General features: G+C 34.6%; 18 protein-coding genes and 1 tRNA gene. 8 read left to right on the top strand and 11 right to left on the bottom strand.

Annotated features, from left to right (window positions below):
* Positions 1-114 precede the first annotated feature (114 nt).
* The 8 genes from Q0951_RS01910 to Q0951_RS01945 all read right to left on the bottom strand — a co-directional run bounded on the left by Q0951_RS01910 (position 115) and on the right by Q0951_RS01945 (position 11,168).
* Positions 115-306: a cold-shock protein gene (locus tag Q0951_RS01910; protein WP_262733285.1), complete on the bottom strand. Its 192-nt coding sequence runs from the start codon at positions 304-306 to the stop codon at positions 115-117.
* 146 nt (positions 307-452) lie between these two features.
* Entirely contained in the window at positions 453-689 is a 237-nt protein-coding gene (locus Q0951_RS01915) for a hypothetical protein (protein ID WP_299333556.1), read from the bottom strand.
* A 22-nt stretch (positions 690-711) separates the two neighbouring features.
* Positions 712-2,490, bottom strand: a complete 1,779-nt coding sequence (locus Q0951_RS01920) for a chloride channel protein (protein WP_299333559.1) — start codon at positions 2,488-2,490, stop codon at positions 712-714.
* Between the two features lie 46 nt (positions 2,491-2,536).
* The gene (aspS, locus tag Q0951_RS01925) at positions 2,537-4,291 is read right to left on the bottom strand and encodes an aspartate--tRNA ligase (protein WP_299333561.1); all 1,755 of its coding nucleotides are present in this window, start codon (positions 4,289-4,291) and stop codon (positions 2,537-2,539) included.
* A gap of 190 nt (positions 4,292-4,481) precedes the next feature.
* Complete coding sequence (locus tag Q0951_RS01930; protein ID WP_299333564.1) at positions 4,482-8,006, bottom strand: efflux RND transporter permease subunit; 3,525 nt, start codon at positions 8,004-8,006, stop codon at positions 4,482-4,484.
* A 21-nt stretch (positions 8,007-8,027) separates the two neighbouring features.
* On the bottom strand, positions 8,028-9,203 hold the full coding sequence (locus Q0951_RS01935) for an efflux RND transporter periplasmic adaptor subunit (RefSeq protein WP_299333567.1): 1,176 nt from the start codon (positions 9,201-9,203) through the stop codon (positions 8,028-8,030).
* Between the two features lie 12 nt (positions 9,204-9,215).
* The gene (locus Q0951_RS01940) at positions 9,216-10,559 is read right to left on the bottom strand and encodes a TolC family protein (RefSeq protein WP_299333569.1); all 1,344 of its coding nucleotides are present in this window, start codon (positions 10,557-10,559) and stop codon (positions 9,216-9,218) included.
* A 6-nt stretch (positions 10,560-10,565) separates the two neighbouring features.
* Positions 10,566-11,168, bottom strand: coding sequence for a TetR/AcrR family transcriptional regulator (locus Q0951_RS01945; RefSeq protein ID WP_299333572.1), 603 nt, complete (start codon positions 11,166-11,168; stop codon positions 10,566-10,568).
* Between the two features lie 123 nt (positions 11,169-11,291).
* Here Q0951_RS01945 and Q0951_RS01950 point away from each other — a divergent pair, with 123 nt between their 5' ends.
* Positions 11,292-12,266 carry a polyprenyl synthetase family protein gene (locus Q0951_RS01950; RefSeq protein ID WP_299333575.1) on the top strand — a complete coding sequence of 325 codons (975 nt, stop codon included), beginning with the start codon at positions 11,292-11,294 and terminating at the stop codon, positions 12,264-12,266.
* Positions 12,259-12,612 carry a hypothetical protein gene (locus Q0951_RS01955; protein ID WP_299333578.1) on the top strand — a complete coding sequence of 118 codons (354 nt, stop codon included), beginning with the start codon at positions 12,259-12,261 and terminating at the stop codon, positions 12,610-12,612. Before Q0951_RS01950 ends, Q0951_RS01955 begins: the two co-directional genes overlap by 8 nt.
* A 26-nt stretch (positions 12,613-12,638) precedes the next feature.
* Here Q0951_RS01955 and Q0951_RS01960 read toward each other — a convergent pair whose 3' ends face one another.
* Positions 12,639-13,181 carry an alpha-ketoglutarate decarboxylase gene (locus Q0951_RS01960; protein WP_299333581.1) on the bottom strand — a complete coding sequence of 181 codons (543 nt, stop codon included), beginning with the start codon at positions 13,179-13,181 and terminating at the stop codon, positions 12,639-12,641.
* A 115-nt stretch (positions 13,182-13,296) separates the two neighbouring features.
* Between Q0951_RS01960 and Q0951_RS01965 the strand changes: the two genes are divergently transcribed.
* From Q0951_RS01965 to odhB, 3 genes are read left to right on the top strand one after another with little or no spacing between them, the layout of a single operon-like run.
* Positions 13,297-16,053, top strand: a complete 2,757-nt coding sequence (locus Q0951_RS01965) for a 2-oxoglutarate dehydrogenase E1 component (protein WP_299333584.1) — start codon at positions 13,297-13,299, stop codon at positions 16,051-16,053.
* Positions 16,054-17,016: a peptidoglycan DD-metalloendopeptidase family protein gene (locus Q0951_RS01970; protein ID WP_299333587.1), complete on the top strand. Its 963-nt coding sequence runs from the start codon at positions 16,054-16,056 to the stop codon at positions 17,014-17,016.
* Positions 17,017-17,046: 30 nt separating this feature from the next.
* Positions 17,047-18,327, top strand: a complete 1,281-nt coding sequence (odhB, locus tag Q0951_RS01975; RefSeq protein ID WP_299333590.1) for a 2-oxoglutarate dehydrogenase complex dihydrolipoyllysine-residue succinyltransferase — start codon at positions 17,047-17,049, stop codon at positions 18,325-18,327.
* Positions 18,328-19,023: 696 nt separating this feature from the next.
* On the opposite strand, the gene Q0951_RS01980 is transcribed toward odhB, so the two are convergent.
* Positions 19,024-19,659 (bottom strand): response regulator transcription factor, encoded by a 636-nt coding sequence (locus Q0951_RS01980; RefSeq protein WP_299333593.1) that lies wholly within the window; start codon positions 19,657-19,659, stop codon positions 19,024-19,026.
* Between the two features lie 66 nt (positions 19,660-19,725).
* Entirely contained in the window at positions 19,726-20,166 is a 441-nt protein-coding gene (locus Q0951_RS01985) for a retropepsin-like aspartic protease (RefSeq protein ID WP_299333596.1), read from the bottom strand.
* Between the two features lie 49 nt (positions 20,167-20,215).
* Between Q0951_RS01985 and Q0951_RS01990 the strand changes: the two genes are divergently transcribed.
* From Q0951_RS01990 to Q0951_RS02000, 3 genes are all read left to right on the top strand, one after another.
* Complete coding sequence (locus Q0951_RS01990; protein WP_299333599.1) at positions 20,216-20,983, top strand: TatD family hydrolase; 768 nt, start codon at positions 20,216-20,218, stop codon at positions 20,981-20,983.
* Position 20,984: 1 nt separating this feature from the next.
* Positions 20,985-22,016 (top strand): asparaginase, encoded by a 1,032-nt coding sequence (locus Q0951_RS01995; protein ID WP_299333860.1) that lies wholly within the window; start codon positions 20,985-20,987, stop codon positions 22,014-22,016.
* A 3-nt stretch (positions 22,017-22,019) separates the two neighbouring features.
* Positions 22,020-22,107: transfer RNA gene (locus tag Q0951_RS02000), tRNA-Ser, on the top strand.
* Positions 22,108-22,662 lie beyond the last annotated feature (555 nt).

Raw genomic sequence — 22,662 nt, forward strand, 5'->3', positions numbered from 1 at the left:
AGCCTCTTTAGCCACTACGGCGAAGTAGGCTAGCGAAGTAGTAAACGCCCAAAATAAAACATAAAAAAAACGCCTAACTTTCGTTAGACGTTGAAACTGTATAAAGTATATCTCTTAGAGAACTTGCACATTAGCGGCAACCATCCCTTTTCTTCCTTCTTCTTCTGTGTACTCTACATTATCGCCTTCGCGTAACTCAACACCATTAAGGTTTGATACGTGTACGAAAATGTCTTTTCCTGTTTCGTCGTTGGTAATGAATCCAAATCCTTTTGAATCATTGAAAAATTTAACTGTTCCAGTCATTGTAAAAAAATATATGTTAATTAAGCTACAAATGTACGCTATAAAATAATGCAAAGTGTTAATTAATTGTAATATTTTAAATTATTGAAAATTAATGAGTTGAAATCAGGCTTGAAAATCGTTTTTAATATAGTAGCTAAAACTGACTAATATTTTTTGTCTTTTTGGTTGTCACGCATCTTTTCCAGATTTTCCTGAGTGAGCATGTAGTCTTTGATGTCTCTGTCTTTCCAGCGATGATAAATAAACAGTGGGAATACAACAAGAAACAAACCCAAAACTCCAAAGCCTATGAGTTTTTCTGAATAATCTACTTCTAGCAGAAATCCGCAAACGATACTTGCTAATGAGGCTAAAAATGCTAAAAAAATAATGTACTTCATGTGTAAAATACCTCTAGTAAGATTAGGATGTAAAATTAATCAATTCGCGCCTGTAAGCCGTTAATAATTTAGATTTTGACACAAAACCGTAGTATTTTCCATCTTTTATGACTGGAAGATTCCAAGCACTTGTATCCTGAAATTTCTTCATGACGCCTTTCATAGAATCGGTTTCATAATGGATATGCTCTGGTGGATTATGCATAAATGTTTCTACGGAAGTGGTCTCATAAAGTGATTGGTCAAACATAACAGTTCTGATATTATCCAATAGAATAATACCAACCAAACGATGATTTTCATCTACTACAGGAAAGAGATTCCGACTCGATTTAGCCACACCTTGATGCAACATATCACCTAATGACATATCAGGTTTTAAAATGGTGAAGTCTTGCTCGATAACACTATCTAATTTCATCAAGGTCAATACCGATTGGTCTTTATTGTGTGTGAGTAAAGCGCCTTTTTCGGCGAGTTCTTTCGTATAAATGGTATGGTCTACTGCATTTTTTGTAATGATGAACGACATAGATACAGTAATCATTAAGGGGACGAACAATTGGTATCCACCTGTTATTTCAGCAATCAAGAAAGTAGCGGTTAATGGTGCATGAAGTACACCAGCGATCAATCCAGCCATACCAATTAAGGTGAAATTAGATTCGGATACCTGAAAACCCAATCCGATATTATTGATCACCTTGGCCACAACATTACCTAAAGCACTTCCCATGACCATGGTTGGAATGATAATTCCACCTGCTCCACCAGCAGCAAAAGTTGTTGTCATGGCAACCGCTTTAAAAATAGTAATCCCAAAAAGTAAAGCAATCACCACCCAAATATTGTCTAAGTGATCATCAAAAGGGGTGTTTCCTAAAGCGTGTAAATGATTGCCGCTTAGGAGATCATTAATAAATCCGAAACCTTCACCATAGAGAGGAGGAATAAAATAAAGCATGACACCAATGGCTAATCCGCCAACAATGAGTTTTTGACCATTAGTTTTAAAACGTTCAAAAAACTTATATACAGCAAAATATATCTTAGAGAAATAGATCGAAGCGATTCCAGTACCTATACCTAAAATGATAAAAAATAAAGTATCGCTAAGCACAAATGGTTGTGACACGTTATAATTGAACAACACACCATTACCAACAAAGAAATAGGACGTTAATACTGAAGACACTGATGCTATGAGTAAAGGTAACAACGATGCAAAAGTAAGATCTAAACTAAAGACTTCAACTGCAAAAATGATAGCTGCAATTGGCGATTGAAATATAGAAGCGATAGCACCTGCAGCAGCACAGCCAATAAGTAAGGTTCTTGTTTTTCGATCCACATGAAACAACTGACCAATATTAGAGCTTACTGCCGAAGCCGAAGCAATAGCAGGTCCAAGTAGTCCAACCGATCCTCCAAAACCAGCAGTTAAAGGTGCAGTGATCATTGGCAGATAAATCTTGCTGCGTTTCAGGAGTCCGTCTTTTTTCGATAAGGAAAATAAAATGCTTGGAATGGCATGTTCTACAGATCGTTTGGAGACATATTTTACAAATAGATAGACCAACCAAAGTCCGATTACTGGTAAAATGAAATAAATACTATTTCGGGAAACGATCGCTAAATGATCTAAGACCCATTCAATACCATACGTTATATTCTTTATGGTTACAGAGACTAAACCAGATAGAAGTCCGATAAGTATGGCTAATAAAAATACGAAGTTTTTTTGCGATATGTATTTATACCGCAAAATGAGTAAGCGTTTAATAACCTTTTTGATTGGCATAGATTAAATCTACTAAAAAATCCTGCACTAGGGCAGGATTTTTAATTTATGATTTTAAGTTGAGTTTCAAACTTAGCTCTGCCAATTGCTCATCGTCAATTGGAGCAGGAGCGTCAATCATTACATCTCGACCATTATTATTTTTTGGAAACGCTATAAAATCACGAATGGTCTCTTGACCACCAAGAATCGCAACCAATCTATCCAAGCCAAAAGCTAAACCACCATGTGGAGGTGCTCCATATTGAAAAGCATCCATTAAGAATCCAAATTGTGCTTTTGCTTCTTCAGGAGTAAATCCTAAATAGTCAAACATTAAGGCTTGCGTAGCTTTATCATGAATACGGATAGAACCACCACCAATCTCATTTCCGTTAAGAACAAGATCATAAGCATTAGCTTTTACAGCTCCAGGATCGGTTTTCAATAACTCTATCTGTCCAGGTTTAGGTGAAGTGAAGGGATGGTGCATCGCATGGTAGCGTTCAGTATCTTCATCCCATTCTAATAATGGGAAATCCATTACCCATAGTGGTGCAAACTCATCTGGTTTACGTAAACCTAAGCGTTCTGCCAATTCCATACGTAAAGCACTGAGTTGTGCTCTTACTTTATTGGTGTTTCCAGAAAGTACACAAATGAGATCTCCAGCTTTTGCTCCAGTGAATTCTGCCCATTTGGCAAGATCCTCCTGATCGTAAAATTTGTCTACTGAAGACTTATATGTTCCATCGTCATTACATCTACAATATACCATTCCTAAAGCACCAATTTGAGGACGCTTTACCCAATCGATTAGTTTGTCAATCTCTTTTCTAGTGTAACTATTTCCACCAGGAACTGCAATTCCAACCACTAATTCAGCAGAATTGAATACATTAAAATCTTTATGTTGAGCTACGGTATTTAGTTCTCCAAATTCCATCCCAAAACGGATATCTGGTTTATCATTTCCGTAGAGACGCATGGCATCATCATAAAGCATTCTAGGGAATTTATCGACTTCAACACCATTAACTTCTTTTAGTAAATGACGAGTTAAGCCTTCAAAAGCATTAAGTATATCTTCTTGTTCTATGAATGCCATTTCGCAGTCAATCTGAGTAAATTCAGGTTGTCTATCTGCACGAAGATCTTCATCTCTAAAGCATTTTACAATCTGGAAATACTTATCCATTCCACCTACCATCAATAACTGCTTGAAGGTTTGAGGTGATTGTGGAAGCGCATAAAACTGACCTTCATTCATACGTGATGGTACTACAAAATCACGAGCACCTTCAGGTGTAGATTTTATTAAATATGGTGTCTCTATTTCGATAAACCCTTCATTAGACAGATAGTTTCGCACTTCCTGAGTTACTTTGTGTCTGAAGATCAAACTATCTTTTACAGGGTTACGACGAATATCTAAATAGCGATATTTCATTCGTAATTCTTCACCACCATCAGTCTCATCTTCAATAGTAAAAGGTGGCAATTGCGCTTCATTTAAAATGGTTAATTCAGATACTAGGATCTCAATATCACCAGTAGGCATATTTGGATTTTTAGAGGCACGTTCAATAACTTTTCCTGTTACTTGAATAACGAATTCGCGACCTAACTCCTGCGCTTGTTTCATCATGTCTTTAGATGTGCGCTCTTCATCAAATACCAATTGTGTGAGTCCGTAGCGATCTCTTAGATCGACCCAAACTATAAACCCTTTATCACGAGATTTTTGAACCCAACCCGCAAGTGTAACTTCTGTATTGATATGTGATGCTCTTAGTTCACCACAATTATGACTTCTGTACATAGTAAATATTTAAAAAACTTCGCCTTTGCTCAAGCTTGGGCGATAAAGGTGCAAATTTAGTGAAGTTAACCGATTATTAAAATGAAAAAGCCATAACATTTGTTATGGCCTTTCCTGCTATTAATCAAACCTTTTCTAATTCCCTAAAAGGCTCGTGTTACATAGATAAAATCTATGTGTATTGTTAGTATTAACTTTCAATTGCAGTATCTACATTAAAGCCATCTTCTTGTATAGTTAGTTCAGAAGTGTTTGCACCTCTCATCCACATTTTAAAACGTGTCACTAAGTAAAATAGGATAGGAACTACGACCAAGGTTAAGAATGTTGCAATAAATAATCCGTAGATTACGGTCCAGGCTAGTGGTCCCCAAAATATTACGTTATCACCACCAACATAGATGTTAGCATCAAACTCACTAAATAGTGTAAAGAAGTTAATATTTAATCCTGTTGCTAATGGTATCAATCCTAAAATGGTTGTAATAGCTGTTAATAATACTGGACGTAGACGCGCTTTTCCACCTTTGATAATGGCTTCAAGCAGATCACTATTTTCAAGATATTGGTCCTCATCAAGGTTGCGTGCAATCTTTTTCCTATCCAGAAGTAGTTGTGTATAATCTAAGAGTACCACACCGTTATTTACTACAATTCCAGCTAAGGAGATAATTCCCATCATGGTCATCATAATCACGAATGCTTTTCCTGTAATAATCAATCCTCCAAATACACCAATTAAACTGAGAAAAATAGCCAGCATAATAATACCTGGTTTAGATATTGAATTAAACTGAAATATCAGCAGAAAGAAAATGAGTCCGAGACCAATAAAAAACGCCGACATTAAAAATGCCATTTGTTTATTTTGTTCTTCTATCTGTCCTGTAAAATCAATTTTCACATTATCAGGTTTCCCATCGAAGGATTTCATTTCATTCTGAATTTCAGAAACAATAGCACCTGCATCAGTGTATCCTGCGGCTAATGCGGAATACACCGTAACCACTCGTTTTACATCTTTATGTTTAATAGCACTAAATCCTGAAGAGTTGCTCTGACTTGCCACAGCAGATACTGGAATTTCCTTGATCTGGCCAGAAGCCATGTCTCTAAACGTGATCTTCTGATTAAAAATGGCGCTTTTATTGTAGCGGTTCTCTTCGTTGAATCTTACATAAATATCATAATCGTCACCACCTTCTTTGTAAATTCCAGCTTTGGCTCCAAATATTGAGTTTCTCAGTTGTTGACCCACCTGACCAGAAGTGATGCCTAATTCACCAGCTTTTTTACGATCTACATTAACTTGCATGGAAGGTTTCGAACGGTTCACATCAATTTTCAATTCCTCAATTCCCTGAATATTTTTGGTATTGATAAAATCTCTCATACGTTCGGCAGTGGCAATTAACTCTTCATAATTTTTACCTTCTAATTCAATGTTAATTGGATATCCTGCAGGAGGACCAACGGCATCTTTTTCTACGGAAATGGCAACACCTGGATAAATACCATCGAGGTCATTCTGAATTTTTTTCAAGAGTTCATTGCTATCGGCACCTTTTCGATACTTGTACTCACGCATGGTTGCTGTGATCTTTCCTCTGTGTGGCATTTCGGCAGCTGAACCTCCATCAGTTTGAGGGTTTCCAGCACCTTCACCAACTTGCGATACAGCACTTTCAGTTAAGAAATTATAATCGCCATTCATGTAAGCATCATCATTAATGATTTTGTACATACGCGACTCTATATCTTTAGTTATTGCATTAGTTTTTTCTATATCAGTACCTTCTGGATATTCGATATATGCAATGATCTGGTTAGGCGTATTATCTGGAAAGAATTCTACTTTTGTACGCTGACTTCCAACAGAAGCTCCAAAACCACCAAATGCAACAAATAATAAAATTACTGTAGCTACAGTTATAAAAATTGGACGTTTGCCAGATAGAGCAGCTCTTAATGTTTGCTCATAAAAATTTTCCAACTTAGGCAAGGTTTTCGTTTGAAAACTATTAGCCCAGTTTCTGAGGAATAATCGATATAGCCAAAGTAAAACAACGGTAAATACCATGACTGAACCTAATCCTCTATAAGAACCTCCAAAGAATAAAATCAACAAACCAATAACGCCTAATATGATAGATATTTTGATGATTTGTTGCAATGGCATTTCCTTATCTTCGATAGTCATGTATTGCGATACTAAAACCGAATTAAAAAATATGGCCACAAAGAGAGACGATCCTAAAACAACAGACAAAGTAACTGGGAAATAGATCATAAATTGTCCCATCACACCAGGCCAAAGTCCGAGAGGAATAAAAGCAGCTACTGTTGTTGCAGTAGAAATGATAATAGGAAAAGCGATTTCTCCAATTCCTTTTTTGGCAGCTTCCACTCTGGACATGCCTTCTTCCTGCATCAAACGATAAACATTTTCAACAACTACAATTCCGTTATCTACTAACATCCCAAGTCCCATAATTAATCCAAACAGAATCATAGTATTCATGGTATATCCTAAGAGGTTTAGAATCATTAAGGACATAAACATCGACATAGGAATGGCAAATCCAACAAATAGTGCATTTTTAAATCCTAAGAAGAACATTAATACAGTTACAACTAAGATAATTCCGAAGATGATATTATTCACAAGGTCATCTACCTGACCAATCGTTTTTTCTGATTGGTCATTGGTAATGGTGACTTTTAAATCGGCTGGAAATACATTCTTTATGGCATCATCAACCATTACCTGTATTTTTTCTGCAGCATCTACCATGTTTTTTCCTGCTCGTTTTTTAACATCAAGCATCACAACAGGGTCACCAAATTCTCTGGCATAGGTAGTTTTATCTTCATCTTTGAACGTGACTTTTGCAATATCTTTTAGGTAGATTGGATTATCACGTTCACTTTTAACCACAAAGTTCTCTAATTCTTTAGGGTCTTCAATTTCACCAAGTATTCTTATGGTTCGTCGTTGTCCACTAGAAATTAGATTTCCTGCAGACATGGTCATGTTCTCGTTACTGATGGTATTGATGATGTCATTAAAGCTTACTTGTGCAGCCATCATTTTATAAATGTCTACGGCAACTTCAACCTCTTTGTCCTGAGCACCTCTAATATCAACTTGTTTGATTTCAATTAAACTTTCTATCTCATCTTCAAGATATTCGCCAAAGTCTTTAAGGACATCAACTGGGTAATCTCCCGAAATATTAATATTAAGAATTGGAATCTCTTCAGACATACTCAAGTCAAACACATTGGGCTCCACTTTTGCACCATTAAATGTTGGCCAGTCTTCGCTAGCGGTTTCAGAATCGACTTCATCTTTCACTTTTTGCTTTGCTGCTTCAACAGAAATGTTTTCATCAAACTCCACAATAACAATGGAGTAATCTTCTTGAGAAGTTGAGGTGATCTCAACTACATTACTTACCGTTTTTAACTTATCCTCAATAGGATCGGTAATTAGTTTTTCAATATCTTCGGCTGTATTTCCTGGATAAATAGAACTAATGTAAATTTTAGTTTCTTTTATTTCAGGGAAATTTTCACGAGGCATACTAAAGTAAGCTCCAGCACCCAAAATTAGAATCAGGGTAATCAATACATACATCGTGGTTTTATTATTGATGGCCCAGGACGACAGTATAAATTCTTTATCTACTTTTTTCTTCTTTTTCTCAGTCATTTTGGTTGTGTTTTTTGTAGACTAGTTAGTTTCTAATGTGATGACCTTTACTTCTTGTCCATCTTTTACACTTCTGGCGCCTTCTTGAATAATTTCATCTGAATTTGACAAGCCAGAGAGCACTTCAATATTGTCGCCTTGCGTTTTGCCAGTAGTGATAATGGTGCGTTTTGCAGTGGCTTTATCTTCAGACTTATCTGAAATGGTATATACATATTGCTCGCCTTGTGCATTTTCTGAAATGATACTCAACGGAATTAAAATGGCTTTTTCATTGGTGTAATCATTGATTTTCAATTTTGCCGTAAGATTTGGTTTGATGTTTTTATTTCCGTTTGGTATGGCCACTTCTACTTTAAAGGTTCTATTCGCTGGATTTATAAAACTACCAGCCTGACGAACTTTTGCTTCCATACTTTTTCCTAATACCGGAAATTCTACTTCTACCATTTTACCTTCTGTTACATTGGTAATGTAGCTTTCTGGAACATCAGTTTCAATATACATTTCATCTAAGTTTACAATTCTAAATAATTGAGATTGTCCAGGAGCTACAACACTTCCTTGCTCTGTAATAACATCATCTATAGTTCCTGAAAAAGGGGCTTTAACTAACGTTCTGGCAACTTGCTGTTGTAATTGTCCAACAGCTTTTTGTTGTGCTTCATAATTAGATTTAGCTTGTAAATATTGAATTTCACTTCCTATATTTTGTTCCCATAAACGCTTTTGACGTTCAAAAGTGGTTTTTGCCAGATCTGCCTGGATCTGTAATTGAGAAACTTGCTGACTTAATCCGCCATCATCAATTTTTGCTAAGGTTTGTCCTTTTCTCACCTTTTGACCTTCCTTTACAAAAACATTAGTTAGAATACCTGAGTATTCTGGATAGATCACTAAGTTTTTCTTGGTGTCAACACTACCTTGTAATTCAACAAAGTGTGTAAATACAGTTTCTTTTGCAGTAAAAGTGGTGATTAATGGAATTTTTTCTTGTGGGTCTAATTCTTTGATCTTAGCACTTAATTCTTTTAACTGCTGAGACAATTCCTGTTGTTGCGCATCAAGTTGCGTTTTCTTTTGACGAATTTGCTCCAAATCATTAGAAGCAATAATATCTTCTACACTTTGTGTTTTCTTATTTCCGCAGGAAACAACAAATAGAGTGATAAAAAATAAGGTTACAATATATTTCATTTGGCAATTTTTTTAGTTGTTGATTGGTTTATTTAATACAGTTTCAAGTTCAGCTTTGGTATTGATAACATCTAGCATGGCTTGAATAAATTCTTGTTGAGCTGTATATAATTGTGTTTGTGCTTGTCTAAGTTCAAAGCTTGAGCCTACACCTTCGAAGAATTTAGTTTGATTTTTTTGTTCAATTCGTTCAGCGAGGTCTAAGTTTTGTTTTTTATTATCGTAGTCTTCAACAGCAAATTTGAAATTACTTTTTGCAGTTGCTATTTCAAGATTTAGTCGTTGTTCAGTTTCCGTGAGGTCATCTTTAGCTTTTTCAAGATTTATTTTAGCGCGTTGAGTTGCTGCACTTCGTTTACCTGAGCTGAAAATAGGAATGTCTAAGTTTAGTCCAAATAAAGATGCACCAAACCATTTTGTATTGCTATCAAGGAATACAAACTCATTATCAAATGCTGTATAACTTCCATTTATAAAGGCGTTAAGTGTTGGCAAAGCTCTACTTTTTTCAAGTTTCACCATCAACTCTTTAGCTCTTGTGTCATTTTCTGCAATCTTGTAATCTATAGTAGTTGAGACATCGTTAGCTTCATCTAAAATATCCATTGTTATATTTCTCATAGCTAGAGATTCTAGATTATCGGTTAAAGAGATTTCTGTATCAAAATCGATTCCTAAAGTGATATTTAGCATTTGATAGGCAATCTTCTTAAGTCTGTTGACATTATTAAGATTACTCTTTACATTGGATAAAGTAATTTGAAGTTGTTCAACACTCTCTTGTTCTTCTAGTCCGTTTTCATAAATTTTATTGGTCTCGAAGAGGTTTTTTTCTAAAACTTTCAGGTTTTTCTCAAGGATGATGATATTTTCTTCTGCAAGTAATACATTTCCGTAAGCGTTAATAACAGCTTTTCTTACCTCAAGATCAGTTTTTACTTTGGCATTTTCTGAAATTTCTAAGAATACTTTAGCAGACTGTAATCCAACAATATAAGACCCATCAAAAAGCATTTGATTTAAAGTCGCTGTTGCTGAAGCACTTTGTTTTGTTCCAAATATAACTTCTGCAAATTCACCTGGATTTCCTCCAAAAAATTCTGCTGGAATTACAGATACTTGCTGTTTTAAGAAGTTTTGATAATTGATATTAGTATTTAGTTGAGGTAAACCTGTTGCAGTAGTTTCCCATTTTTGTTGTTTGGCAGCTTCGATATCTCGAGCAGCATTTTTTGCTTGTCTGTTATTTTCTAATGCATAATCTATAGCTTCTTGCAATGTAAAGCTAGAAGGTGTGTTTTGGGTAAATCCCAAACTAAAACACATTAGTAACAGTATGATTGGTAAATGTTTCATTTAAATTTATGATTGATTGTGTATGAAATTATTAAGTATTGTCATTCCTTTTTCTGAGACGATAGCACGTAAGTGATACTCCAGATAGCTTTCCATGAGATAATTCATATTGTATGTTTCAGTAGGGAAAAACATATTGTCTTTAATACCAGTCATACCTGTAAAATACATACGTGATATAAAGTCAACATCTATTGATTTTCTAAAAACACCTGTTTCAACACCATGATTTAAACTGTCTTTAACAGATTGATGCATTTTTTCAAATTGTTTGTATTTAAGAACATCATATATCTGCGGGTAATATTTTTTAAGTTGATACTGAGGTGATGACTTTTCATTTTTCAAGTGATGCATCACAAACATCTTTATTGAATATAGTTCTTCAATTGGGTTAGGTGCATTATCACAAATGGAATCAATACCATCACAAATAGTATCAAATAGATTGAATGTTACCGCTTCAACTAACTTTGTTTTATTCTTAAAGTGAACATATATCGTTTTTTTGGAAATGCCCATTTCGGTAGCAATGTCGTCCATTGTAACACTTTTAAACCCTAGGTTTAGAAATAATTCAGCCGACTTATGTATAATTTTATCTCTCATAATCAGGTGCAAAGATATGTATGGAAACTTTAAAAACAAAAATAGTTTCCAAAGTTTTAATGTTTTTTTAACATTGCGTTAAAGTGTTGTGGTTGATTTATCCATTTGCATTATTTTTGCACAATGCAGAATATTCAATCTTACCACAGTGCTTTTTTAGAACATCTTGAAGCGTTTGTTCAACCTAAAGAACCTGAAACACTTTATGAGCCTATCCACTATATTTTACAGCTTGGAGGAAAACGTCTAAGACCAATATTAACGTTGATGACAGCTGAAATTTTTGGATGTGATTACAAAAAGGCACTCAATGCTGCATTGAGCGTTGAGGTATTTCATAATTTTTCTCTGGTACATGACGATATTATGGATGATGCACCTTTGAGACGTGGTCAGGATACTGTACATGAAAAGTGGGATGTCAATACAGGAATCCTTTCAGGAGATGCTATGTTGATTATGGCATATCAGCTATTCGAGAATTATGACTCAAAGGCCTTTCAGGATCTAGCTAAATTATTTAGTAAGACAGCATTAGAGGTATGTGAAGGTCAGCAATACGATGTTGATTTTGAAACTCGGGACGATGTGACCATTCCAGAATATCTTAAAATGATAGAATATAAAACTGCAGTTCTTGTAGGAGCAGCCATGAAAATGGGAGCTATTGTAGCTAATGCATCTAAGGAATGTCAAAACTCTATTTATGACTTCGGGAGACACCTAGGAATTGCATTTCAATTACAAGATGATTATTTAGACGCTTTTGGGGATCCTGAAACTTTTGGGAAACAAGTTGGAGGTGATATTATTGAGAATAAAAAAACGTATCTCTATCTCAAAGCACTAGAATTTTCAAATGAAGATGATAAGTTACAATTAGAGTATCTCTATGGGATTAGTCCATCTGACCCATCAGATAAAATAGATACAGTTAAACAATTATTTGTGTCTAGTGGTTCAGCAGAGGCTACCAAAAAAGAAATTGAGACTTATACAATTAAAGCCTTTTCTGTTTTAGATGCGATTAAAATTTCCGAAGAAAATAAAGCCGCTTTAAAAGCTTTTGGAAATGACTTAATGAAACGCAATGTCTAAACTACCCACTACTTTTGAGAGTTTAATTACTGAGGCCGAACGTTTAAATCTCTATAAAAAACTCATAAAGCAAGTCAATAAAGACTTTTTATTAGCTAATATCGATCTAGATTTTGAAGAAGATATTTTGCCTTCTAGTTTGAAATATCTACTTCATGAAGTGATTTATAAATTGATACAAGAAAAATTTGCTGATTATCTCAATCTGCTCTACATCATAGATGTTTCCGAAGCTAAAATAAAACAACTTGATGGTAATGATACTTTAAAACTCTCTGAGCAGGTTACGTTTTTAGTATTGCAACGTGAATGGCAAAAAGTATGGTTTCGAAATACTTATTCTTGAGGATACACATTTAAAGCTTCTTGAGATTAAAAGAAGACTCTTACAAAAGGCATCCAAGGATCTGCATAAACACTTTTATCTCTATCATAGAGAACATCATAGCGCATTCCAAAAATGACATTATTAGTTCTGTATCCTAATCCTACAAATAGTGCTGGAACCCAGTAATTACGATCCTGAAACGCATTGTTGTCAAAAGTTTGATTGACATTGAGTTGCTCAAACTCACCAGAGACCTGTAGTTCTTGAATTGGATTATATAGACTAATAACACTGGCGCCTAATATGGTAGATTTAAAAAAGTCTCTTTGCTTATTATATGTGCCATTAAGCCCCAATCCTAGAGCAAAATCAGGATTAAATTGATAGATAGCACTAGGAGCCAAAGTACCGCTAAAAAAACCATCTCCAAAACTCAATCCAATCCCACCACCAAATCTCACATTTTTCCAAAAGGTATCATTACTATTCTCATTAGTGTTGGTTTGCGAAAATGAGACCATTGAGAAATTTATAAAAATCACCAAAACCATTAGGGTTTTGATTTTAAAAAGACTTGAAAATTTCATATTCAAAAATTTGCGTTAAATAACATCTATAAATATAACAAAACCACTACTAATTTTAGTAAATGTTGTATTTTTGTCTAAATTTTGTTGAAGCGAAAACGACTTACACCATATAATGGATAAATATTCCTTTTTAAACGCAGCACACACAGCATACTTTGCTGATTTATACGAACAATACCTAAAAAATCCAGATTCTGTAGAACCAAGTTGGAGAGCCTTTTTTCAAGGTTACGATTTTGGTAGTGAAAGTTATGGAATACAAGATGACATTGTAGATGGTGTTTCCACGCAAATTCCAGAACACGTACAGAAGGAGTTTCAGGTAGTGAAATTGATTGATGGTTACAGAAATCGAGGACATTTATTTACCCGAACCAATCCGGTTAGAGAACGTAGAAAGTACTCGCCAACCTTAGCTATTGAAACGTTTGGTCTGTCACAAAGTGACATGGATACCGTGTTTTCAGCAGGAGAAATTATTGGTATTGGGAAATCGACCTTAAGAAATATTATAGGACATCTAGAACGTATTTATTGTGATTCTATCGGTGTTGAGTATATGTACATTAGAAAGCCCGAGGAGATTGAATGGATTCAAAATAAGTTGAACATTAATGATAATCAACCTCAGTTTTCTGCTGAACAAAAAAAGCACATTCTAAAAAAATTAAATGAAGCGGTATCTTTTGAAAGCTTTCTACACACAAAATATGTTGGTCAGAAACGATTTTCTCTAGAAGGTAATGAGTCGCTTATTCCTGCCTTAGATTCGCTAATTGAAAATGCTGCAAATCATGGTGTTAAAGAATTTGTTATGGGTATGGCGCATCGTGGTCGTTTAAGTACGCTGACAAATATCTTCGGAAAATCTGCCAAGGATATCTTTAGTGAGTTTGATGGAAAAGATTATGAACAAGAAGTATTTGATGGTGATGTAAAATACCATTTAGGATGGACGAGTAATCGTGTGACAGATGGTGGAAAGAAAATTAACCTTAACATTGCTCCAAACCCATCTCATTTAGAGACTGTTGGTGCTGTTGTAGAGGGAATAGCAAGAGCAAAACAAGACGAAAAATATAGTGATAATCCATCACAAGTCTTACCAATTGTAGTGCATGGAGATGCAGCAATTTCTGGTCAAGGTTTGGTGTACGAAGTCGTACAAATGGCCAAGCTTGATGGTTATCGAACTAATGGTACCATCCATATTGTAGTTAATAATCAAATTGGATTTACAACCAATTATCTAGACGGAAGATCAAGCACATACTGTACAGATGTTGGTAAAGTAACCCTATCTCCTGTAATGCACGTTAATGCTGATGATGCTGAGGCAGTGGTTCATGCGATGTTATTTGCACTTCATTTTAGGATGAAATTTAGACGTGATGTATTTATTGATCTTCTCGGATACAGAAAATATGGGCATAACGAAGGTGATGAGCCACGTTTTACACAACCTAAATTATATAAAGCGATCTCTAAGCACCAAAATCCAAGAGATATATATGCTGAAAAGTTAATTGCTGAAGGTGTAATCAATAAAGACTATGTCTCCGAATTAGAAAAGCAGTATAAGGATAAGCTTGAAGAAAAATTAGAAGATTCTCGTAAAGAGGACAAAACAGTGATCACACCATTTATGCAAGATAAATGGGTCGATTTTCAGACGGTTGTGGAGGATAAAATGATGCAGCCTGTTGATACTACTTACTCTAAAGAAGGGTTAGAAAAAATAACTAAAGTAATTTCAACATTACCTGAGAATAAAAAATTCATCCGTAAAATTGAGCGTTTGGTACAATCACGTCAAAAAATGTTTGATGAAGATAAACTAGACTGGGCAATGGCAGAGCATCTGGCTTACGGAACTCTATTGGAAGAAGGTTACGATGTTCGTATTTCTGGTCAGGATGTAGAGCGAGGTACGTTCTCTCATCGACATGCTGTAGTGAAGGTGGAAGATAGTGAAGAGGAAATCTTACTGCTCAATCAAATTAGTGAAAATCAAGGTCAGTTCTATATATATAATTCCTTACTATCAGAATATGGTGTTGTAGGTTTTGATTATGGGTATGCTATGGCGAGTCCGAAAACTTTAACTATATGGGAAGCACAATTTGGCGACTTCAGTAATGGAGCACAGATTATGCTAGATCAATATATTTCAGCTGCTGAAGATAAATGGAAGCTACAAAACGGATTGGTCATGTTATTACCTCATGGTTATGAAGGTCAAGGAGCAGAACACTCTTCTGGACGTATGGAGCGTTATTTACAGCTTTGCGCTAAGGACAATATGTTTGTCATGGATTGTACAACACCTGCAAACATGTATCATTTGTTACGTAAACAAATGAAAGCAGAGTTTAGAAAACCTTTAATTGTATTTACACCTAAGAGTTTGTTGCGCCATCCATTGGTAGTGTCAACTGTTGATGAGTTTGCTAATGGCAGTTTCCAAATGGTTATTGATGATGCTACTGTAAAAGCAGATAAAGTCAAAACATTAGTTTTCGTTACAGGTAAGTTTTACTATGATTTGCTTGAACAACGGGAAGAGCTGAAAAGAGATGACGTAGCCTTGGTAAGAGTAGAACAACTATTCCCATTACCAGAAAAACAAATGAAAGAAGCTATTGCTAAATATAAAAATGCCAATGATATTGTCTGGGCTCAGGAAGAACCTAGAAATATGGGAGCGTATAGTCACATACTTATGCATTTAGATGAAGCGAAAACATTTAGAGCAGCATCAAGACGACCTTATGGAGCGCCAGCAGCAGGTAGTAGTGTGAGGTCTAAAAAGCGTCATCAGGAAGTTATAGATTATGTTTTTGATAAAACTAAAAACAACCAACGATAGGTGAAAAAAATAGGTTTCATAATTGCTTTTATTTTTACGCTGTTTTCATTTTCTCAGGAAAAAGAAAACTATAACCTCATTGTATCTCAATTCAAAGACCTTTATAATGCTAGTGATTATAATGGTGTTTTCGAGTTGTTTAATGCCGACATGCAAACGGCATTACCAATTGATAAGACTGAAGCCTTTTTTACTGATATGAAATCCAGATTAGGAGACATTAAGGCATTTGAATTTAATAGATTAAAACAAGGCGTAGCACATATTTACAAAGTTACTTATGAATCTGAGTCTAGAGATATGCTTTTATATTTAGATAATTCTGATAAAATAGGAGGTTTACTCGTCACACCTCATAAGCCAAATGATCTACCAATCATAGAACGAAACACCACGAAGATGATATTGCCATTTAAAGAAGAATGGTTTGTGTTTTGGGGAGGTACAACTGTTGCGCAAAACTATCATGTGGCTTATGAAGATCAACAGTATGCTTACGACATATTAATGGTTAAGGATGGTTCTTCATATAGTGGAGATCCGAAGAAAAACGAAAATTATTATGTTTTCGGAAAAGATATTATTGCACCTTGTGATGCAAAAGTGGTAAAAGTGATCACTGGAGTTAAAGATAATATTCCAGGAGAGCTTAATCCAGAGCAACTCACAGGGAATACAATTGTATTACAAACCGAAGCTGAGGAATATATATTGTTTGCCCACTTGAAAGAGAATTCTATTCTAGTTAAAGAAGGGCAAATGATAAAACAAGGAGATGTCATGGGGCAATGTGGAAATTCAGGTAATACCACAGAAGCTCATTTACATTTGAGTCTACAAAACGCTGTTGATATGAACATATCTACAGGAGGAAAGATTTACTTTGATAAGATACTTGTCAATGGAAAAATTAAAGAAGATTATCTTCCGGTAAAAGAAGATTTTATAAAAAATATAAACTGATACAAACGCTTAAAATAAAATTATAGAACGATGATTTTAGAAATGAAAGTTCCTTCACCAGGAGAATCAATCACAGAAGTAGAAATTGCTGAATGGCTAGTGCAAGATGGAGACTATGTTGAAAAAGATCAAGCTATTGCTGAAGTCGATAGTGATAAAGCTACACTGGAATTACCTGCAGAGGCTAGTGGTACAATTACTTTAAAAGCTGAGGAAGGTGATGCTGTTGAGGTTGGAGCTGTTGTCTGTTTAATTGATACATCAGCAGAAAAGCCTTCAGGAGACACATCTGAGGATGCGCCTGAAACTTATAAAGGTGGAGGTGACGAAGGAGGTGCTACGAAGCAGGAGACTAAAGAGTTAATGAAAGACCTTAACTCAGGAGAGACAAAAGCAAATCACGAAAAAGCACCAAACCCAGCTTCACAAACCTATGCCTCTGGTGTTGCCAGTCCTGCAGCAAAAAAGATATTAGATGAAAAAGGGATTGATGCCTCATCTGTAAAAGGTACAGGGAAAGATGGACGTATTACCAAAGACGACGCTGTCAATGCAGTGCCTTCTATGGGAACTCCTACTGGTGGAAACCGAGGATCATCTCGTAGTAAAATGTCCATGTTACGTCGTAAAGTAGCAGAGCGTTTGGTTGAAGCAAAGAATACAACAGCAATGTTGACTACATTTAATGAGGTGGATATGTCACCTATTTTTGAATTGCGTAAACAATATAAAGAAGACTTTAAAGCGAAACATGGTGTAAGCCTTGGGTTTATGAGTTTCTTTACATTGGCAGTAGTGAGAGCATTAAAATTATACCCAGCTGTTAATTCTATGATTGACGGTAAAGAAATGATAACTTATGATTTTGTAGATGTATCTATTGCAGTGTCTGGACCAAAAGGTCTTATGGTACCTGTAATTAGAAATGCTGAAAATTTAAGCTTTAGAGGAGTTGAGTCTGAGGTTAAGCGTCTAGCTATTAGAGCTCGTGACGGACAAATAACTGTTGATGAAATGACAGGTGGAACATTTACCATTTCAAATGGAGGTGTATTTGGAAGCATGTTGTCAACGCCTATCATTAATCCTCCTCAAAGTGGTATTTTAGGAATGCACAATATTGTTGAGCGTCCTGTAGCTATTGATGGTAAGGTAGAGATTAGACCAATTATGTATGTAGCATTATCTTACGATCATAGAATTATTGATGGTAAAGAAAGTGTTGGATTCTTAGTAGCTGTTAAAGAAGCTTTAGAAAATCCGGTAGAATTATTAATGAATAATGATGTGAAGAAAGCCTTAGAGATGTAATCTTATTCACATAATAACCTTATACAAAAAAGCGCAATTCAAAATTTGGATTGCGCTTTTTCTCCCTAATAAAAAATAACTAACTAATAACTAAAAAAAATTCACAAGAATATTTATTGATATAATTAAAATGGCACTAAAGATTAAGCCTGCTATAAATAGTTTGTTAGTGAGGCTGTGTTTGTTTTTCATCGTTTCCATTTTTATATATTTTTAAATTATACTTTTCGATTTCAATAAAGCTCTGAGCTTATGAAGACACTCAGAGCCTTATATACCCTAATTAATTAATAGAGTTACTATAAATAAATCCCTCTAATATTAATAACTCTGGTGTAAAATTCGCCATTAATCCAACATCAAACAATACGTAGTTCTACGTATATTTCATATTTAAAGTGTTAAAATTTGAGATGAGTTAGGATTACGGTGGTTTAAAACACAAAAAAGCTCTAAACCAAAATGATCTAGAGCTTTTATTCCTCTGTTTTATGAAAGGAAATTGATTAATAGCGTCACAAACTTAGCTAATAAATTAAAGTCAATCAATACGTAGTTCTACGTATTTTTTGGCTTTAACATAAAAAAACTCTGAATCGATAAACAATCCAGAGCTTTAGTTATTAAATCCTCCCTATAAAGATTAATAGCTAATACAAATATCAGTATTAAAACAAATAGAGTCAATACGTAGTTCTACGTATATTTTGATAAAAATTCTTCATATTCTTTAGCATACAGAACAATGCTATTAGCCTTTGATTCTAATTTCAACTTAGTTCTGATATTACTTTTATGTTTTTCTACGGTACGATCTGAGATGAATAAAATATTGGCAATTTCTTTAGCTGTCTTGTTTTCTGCAGTTAGCTTAAAGACTTTCATTTCAGCATCAGTTAAAGTTTTCAATGCCTCTGGTGTTTCTTTTATTTCCAGGTATTCTATCAGCTCAGGACTAAAGTAAGACTTCTCTTGAAGCACAGAAGCTATGCAGTTTTCTATCTCAGCAATTGCAAATTCTTTTAAGATATATCCGTAAATGCCAAGAGACTTTGCTTTGTTGTAGATGTCTTCGCTTTTTTCGAAAGTGATGATAATAATCTTTGTGTTTAATTCTTCGGCTTTACATTTTTCAGCAACTTGCAGCCCTGTAAGTATAGGCATTTGTATATCCAAAATAGCTATATCAGGTTGATGAGCATTAATTAGTGTGAACGCTTCTTTACCATTCTTGGCACTGGCAATGACATTAAATTCTTTTTCTAAAAGAAAATCGTTAAGACCTTTAAGAATTAGTGGATGGTCGTCTGCTATTATTATTGACGTGGACATTGGGCTATTAATCTGAGGGATTGTTGTATAAAGATAAAGAGTTTTTGCTAACCTTTATACATAATTTTATAATTTTAAATACAAGTATTTCTTTTCGTAATCTATTATGGCTTTAGATTTTTTTAAAATGTCGGCACCTATAATTCCATCTACAGGTTTTGCATCATGATTTTTTAACGCAGTATTTACATGTATTAAATTGAATAAGATAAGAGCCACCTTGTCCTTTTTCCATTTTCCAATTTTAATCGTATTCTTTTTTGATAATTGGGTCATCATATCAGTAGCACCTGCACCAGCAGCTTTAATTTTAGAGTCTTTGGCATTGAGTTTAAAGGTTTCTATAGCCTCAAAACCAACACATGAACTTGAGGCGCCAGTGTCTAAAATAAATAGTCCTTTGACACCATTAATGGATGCTTTCATCTCAAAATGATTGGTTTTAGTGAGCTTTAATTTTACCTTAGTGTACCCTTTATCCAATAAATACTCCTGTAAAGTTTCCATAACTATTTTTTTTGCAAATATAATTCTATAAAACGATTATTTTTGCACTATGATTATAACAGATACGCACACACATTTATATAGTGATGCTTTTGACGAAGACAGACATGACATGATTAAGCGAGCGATTGCTGAGAATGTGTCTCGTTTTTTTATTCCAGCAATAGATTCTGGTTATACAGAAGCTATGTTGAAATTAGAAGCAGATTTTCCTGATCATACTTTTTTAATGATGGGTTTGCATCCTACTTCAGTAAAGGAAAATTATCAAGAAGAACTGCAACATGTGGAAGACATGCTGGCCAAACGTCATTTTTATGCTGTTGGAGAAATAGGAATTGATCTCTATTGGGATACATCAACTTTAGATATACAAAAGAAAGCATTCAGGCATCAAATTCAGCTTGCAAAACAGTATGAATTACCAATTGTTATTCATTGCAGAAACGCTTTTGATGAAATTTTCGAAGTATTAGAAACGGAGAAAGATGATAAACTTTTTGGAATATTTCATTGCTTCACCGGAACTTTAGAACAAGCTCATCGTGCTATATCCTATAATATGAAGCTAGGAATTGGAGGTGTTGCTACCTTTAAAAATGGAAAGATAGATCAGTTTTTAAAAGAGATTGATCTCAAACACATTGTGCTTGAGACCGATTCACCATATCTTGCTCCAAAACCTTACAGAGGGAAACGTAATGAAAGTGCTTACATTATTAAGATTTTAGAAAAATTAGCTGAAATATATTCGGTTTCCGAAGAAAAAATTGCCGAAATTACCACCCAGAATTCCAAAGAAATATTTGGCGTATAAAATGTCCAGTTATCAACCCAACATATTATTAATATATACAGGAGGAACCATTGGTATGATCAAGGATCCTGAAACTGGCGCTTTGAAAGCATTTGACTTCAATAATTTATTGGAACAAATACCTGAGTTGAATCTTTTAGATTGTAATATCGAGACGGTTTCGTTTGAGGACCCCATAGATTCTAGTAATATGAATCCTGAGTATTGGGTGAAAATGGCCGAAATTATTGAAAAGCATTATGATGATTTTGACGGTTTTGTGGTACTTCATGGAAGTGATACCATGAGCTATTCTGCTTCGGCATTAAGTTTTATTTTTGAGAATTTAGCCAAACCTATTATTCTTACGGGATCTCAATTACCTATTGGTGATTTACGAACTGATGCAAAGGAGAATTTGATCACTTCAATTCAAATGGCATCTTTACAAAAAGGAGGAAAGCCAGTAATTAAAGAAGTAGGATTATACTTTGAATATAAATTATATCGCGGAAATAGAACGACAAAAATTAATGCTGAGCATTTTGAAGCTTTCGAGTCGTTAAATTATCCCCATTTAGCAGAGTCTGGTGTTCATTTAAAAATTGAATACGATGATTTATATAAGCCTAATACTAGGAAAAAGCTAGTGGTTCATAAGACCTTTGAAACTAATATTTTATTGATAAAGTTGTTTCCTGGTATTTGTAAATCAATCTTAGAACCAATGTTTGAAATGAGTCATATTAAAGGTATAGTATTAGAAACGTATGGTGCTGGCAATACCACTTCAGAATCTTGGTTTATTGAATTATTAAAGAAAACCATTAAAAGAGGAGTTCCAGTTATTAATGTAACTCAGTGTTCAGGAGGAAGTGTAAATATGGGGCAATATGAAACCAGTACACAATTAAAAACTATAGGAGTTATTTCTGGAAAAGATATTACTACAGAAGCAGCTCTTGCGAAATTAATGTTTTTGTTAGGCGCACGAGTGTCTATCAAAACATTTAAAACTATATTTGAAACCTCATTGCGAGGTGAGATGACTTAAACTAGAGAGGTGGCCGAGTGGTCGAAGGCGCACGCCTGGAAAGTGTGTATACTCCAAAAGGGTATCGAGGGTTCGAATCCCTTCCTCTCTGCGAATACATGAAAACACCCTTAAGAATTTGTCGAAGCTTGCTTCAGTAAATTCTTAAGGGTGTTTTCATCAGCAAACGTAGGTTTGCTGATTTACGATGTATTACCAGCATAGCTAATTAGGATCAGCGTCTCTGTTCAACGGAGCTTTAGCGAAGTTGAAAGCTAATCCTAATGATGTCGAAGCTTGCTTCAGTAAATTCTTAAGGGTGTTTTCATCCGCAAACGTAGGTTTGCTGATTGAAGATTTGTTTTATAGAACTATATAATATGAATCTATAATCTCAGCTAAGTGATAACCTAGTTCAATAAATTAACCCACTAAAAATTTTAGAAATAAAGGCTGAAGTTATTGATATCTTTTTTGAATTAGATTTAAGTAATTGACGTACAGGGCGTGACTCTTTATACACCTTAGTATATAGTATAGCGTTATGGAGAGATGTTTATTTTTTAATTACTTTTTAAAAAAGTTTTTTTCTAATCCGGACAAGAAATCCAAAACATTTTAATTAAATTCGTCGATATAAAATTCAAATTGAGTTAAACAACGTTAA

Origin of the sequence: uncultured Psychroserpens sp., from assembly GCF_947501425.1 — a bacterium.
GTDB lineage: Bacteria > Bacteroidota > Bacteroidia > Flavobacteriales > Flavobacteriaceae > Psychroserpens.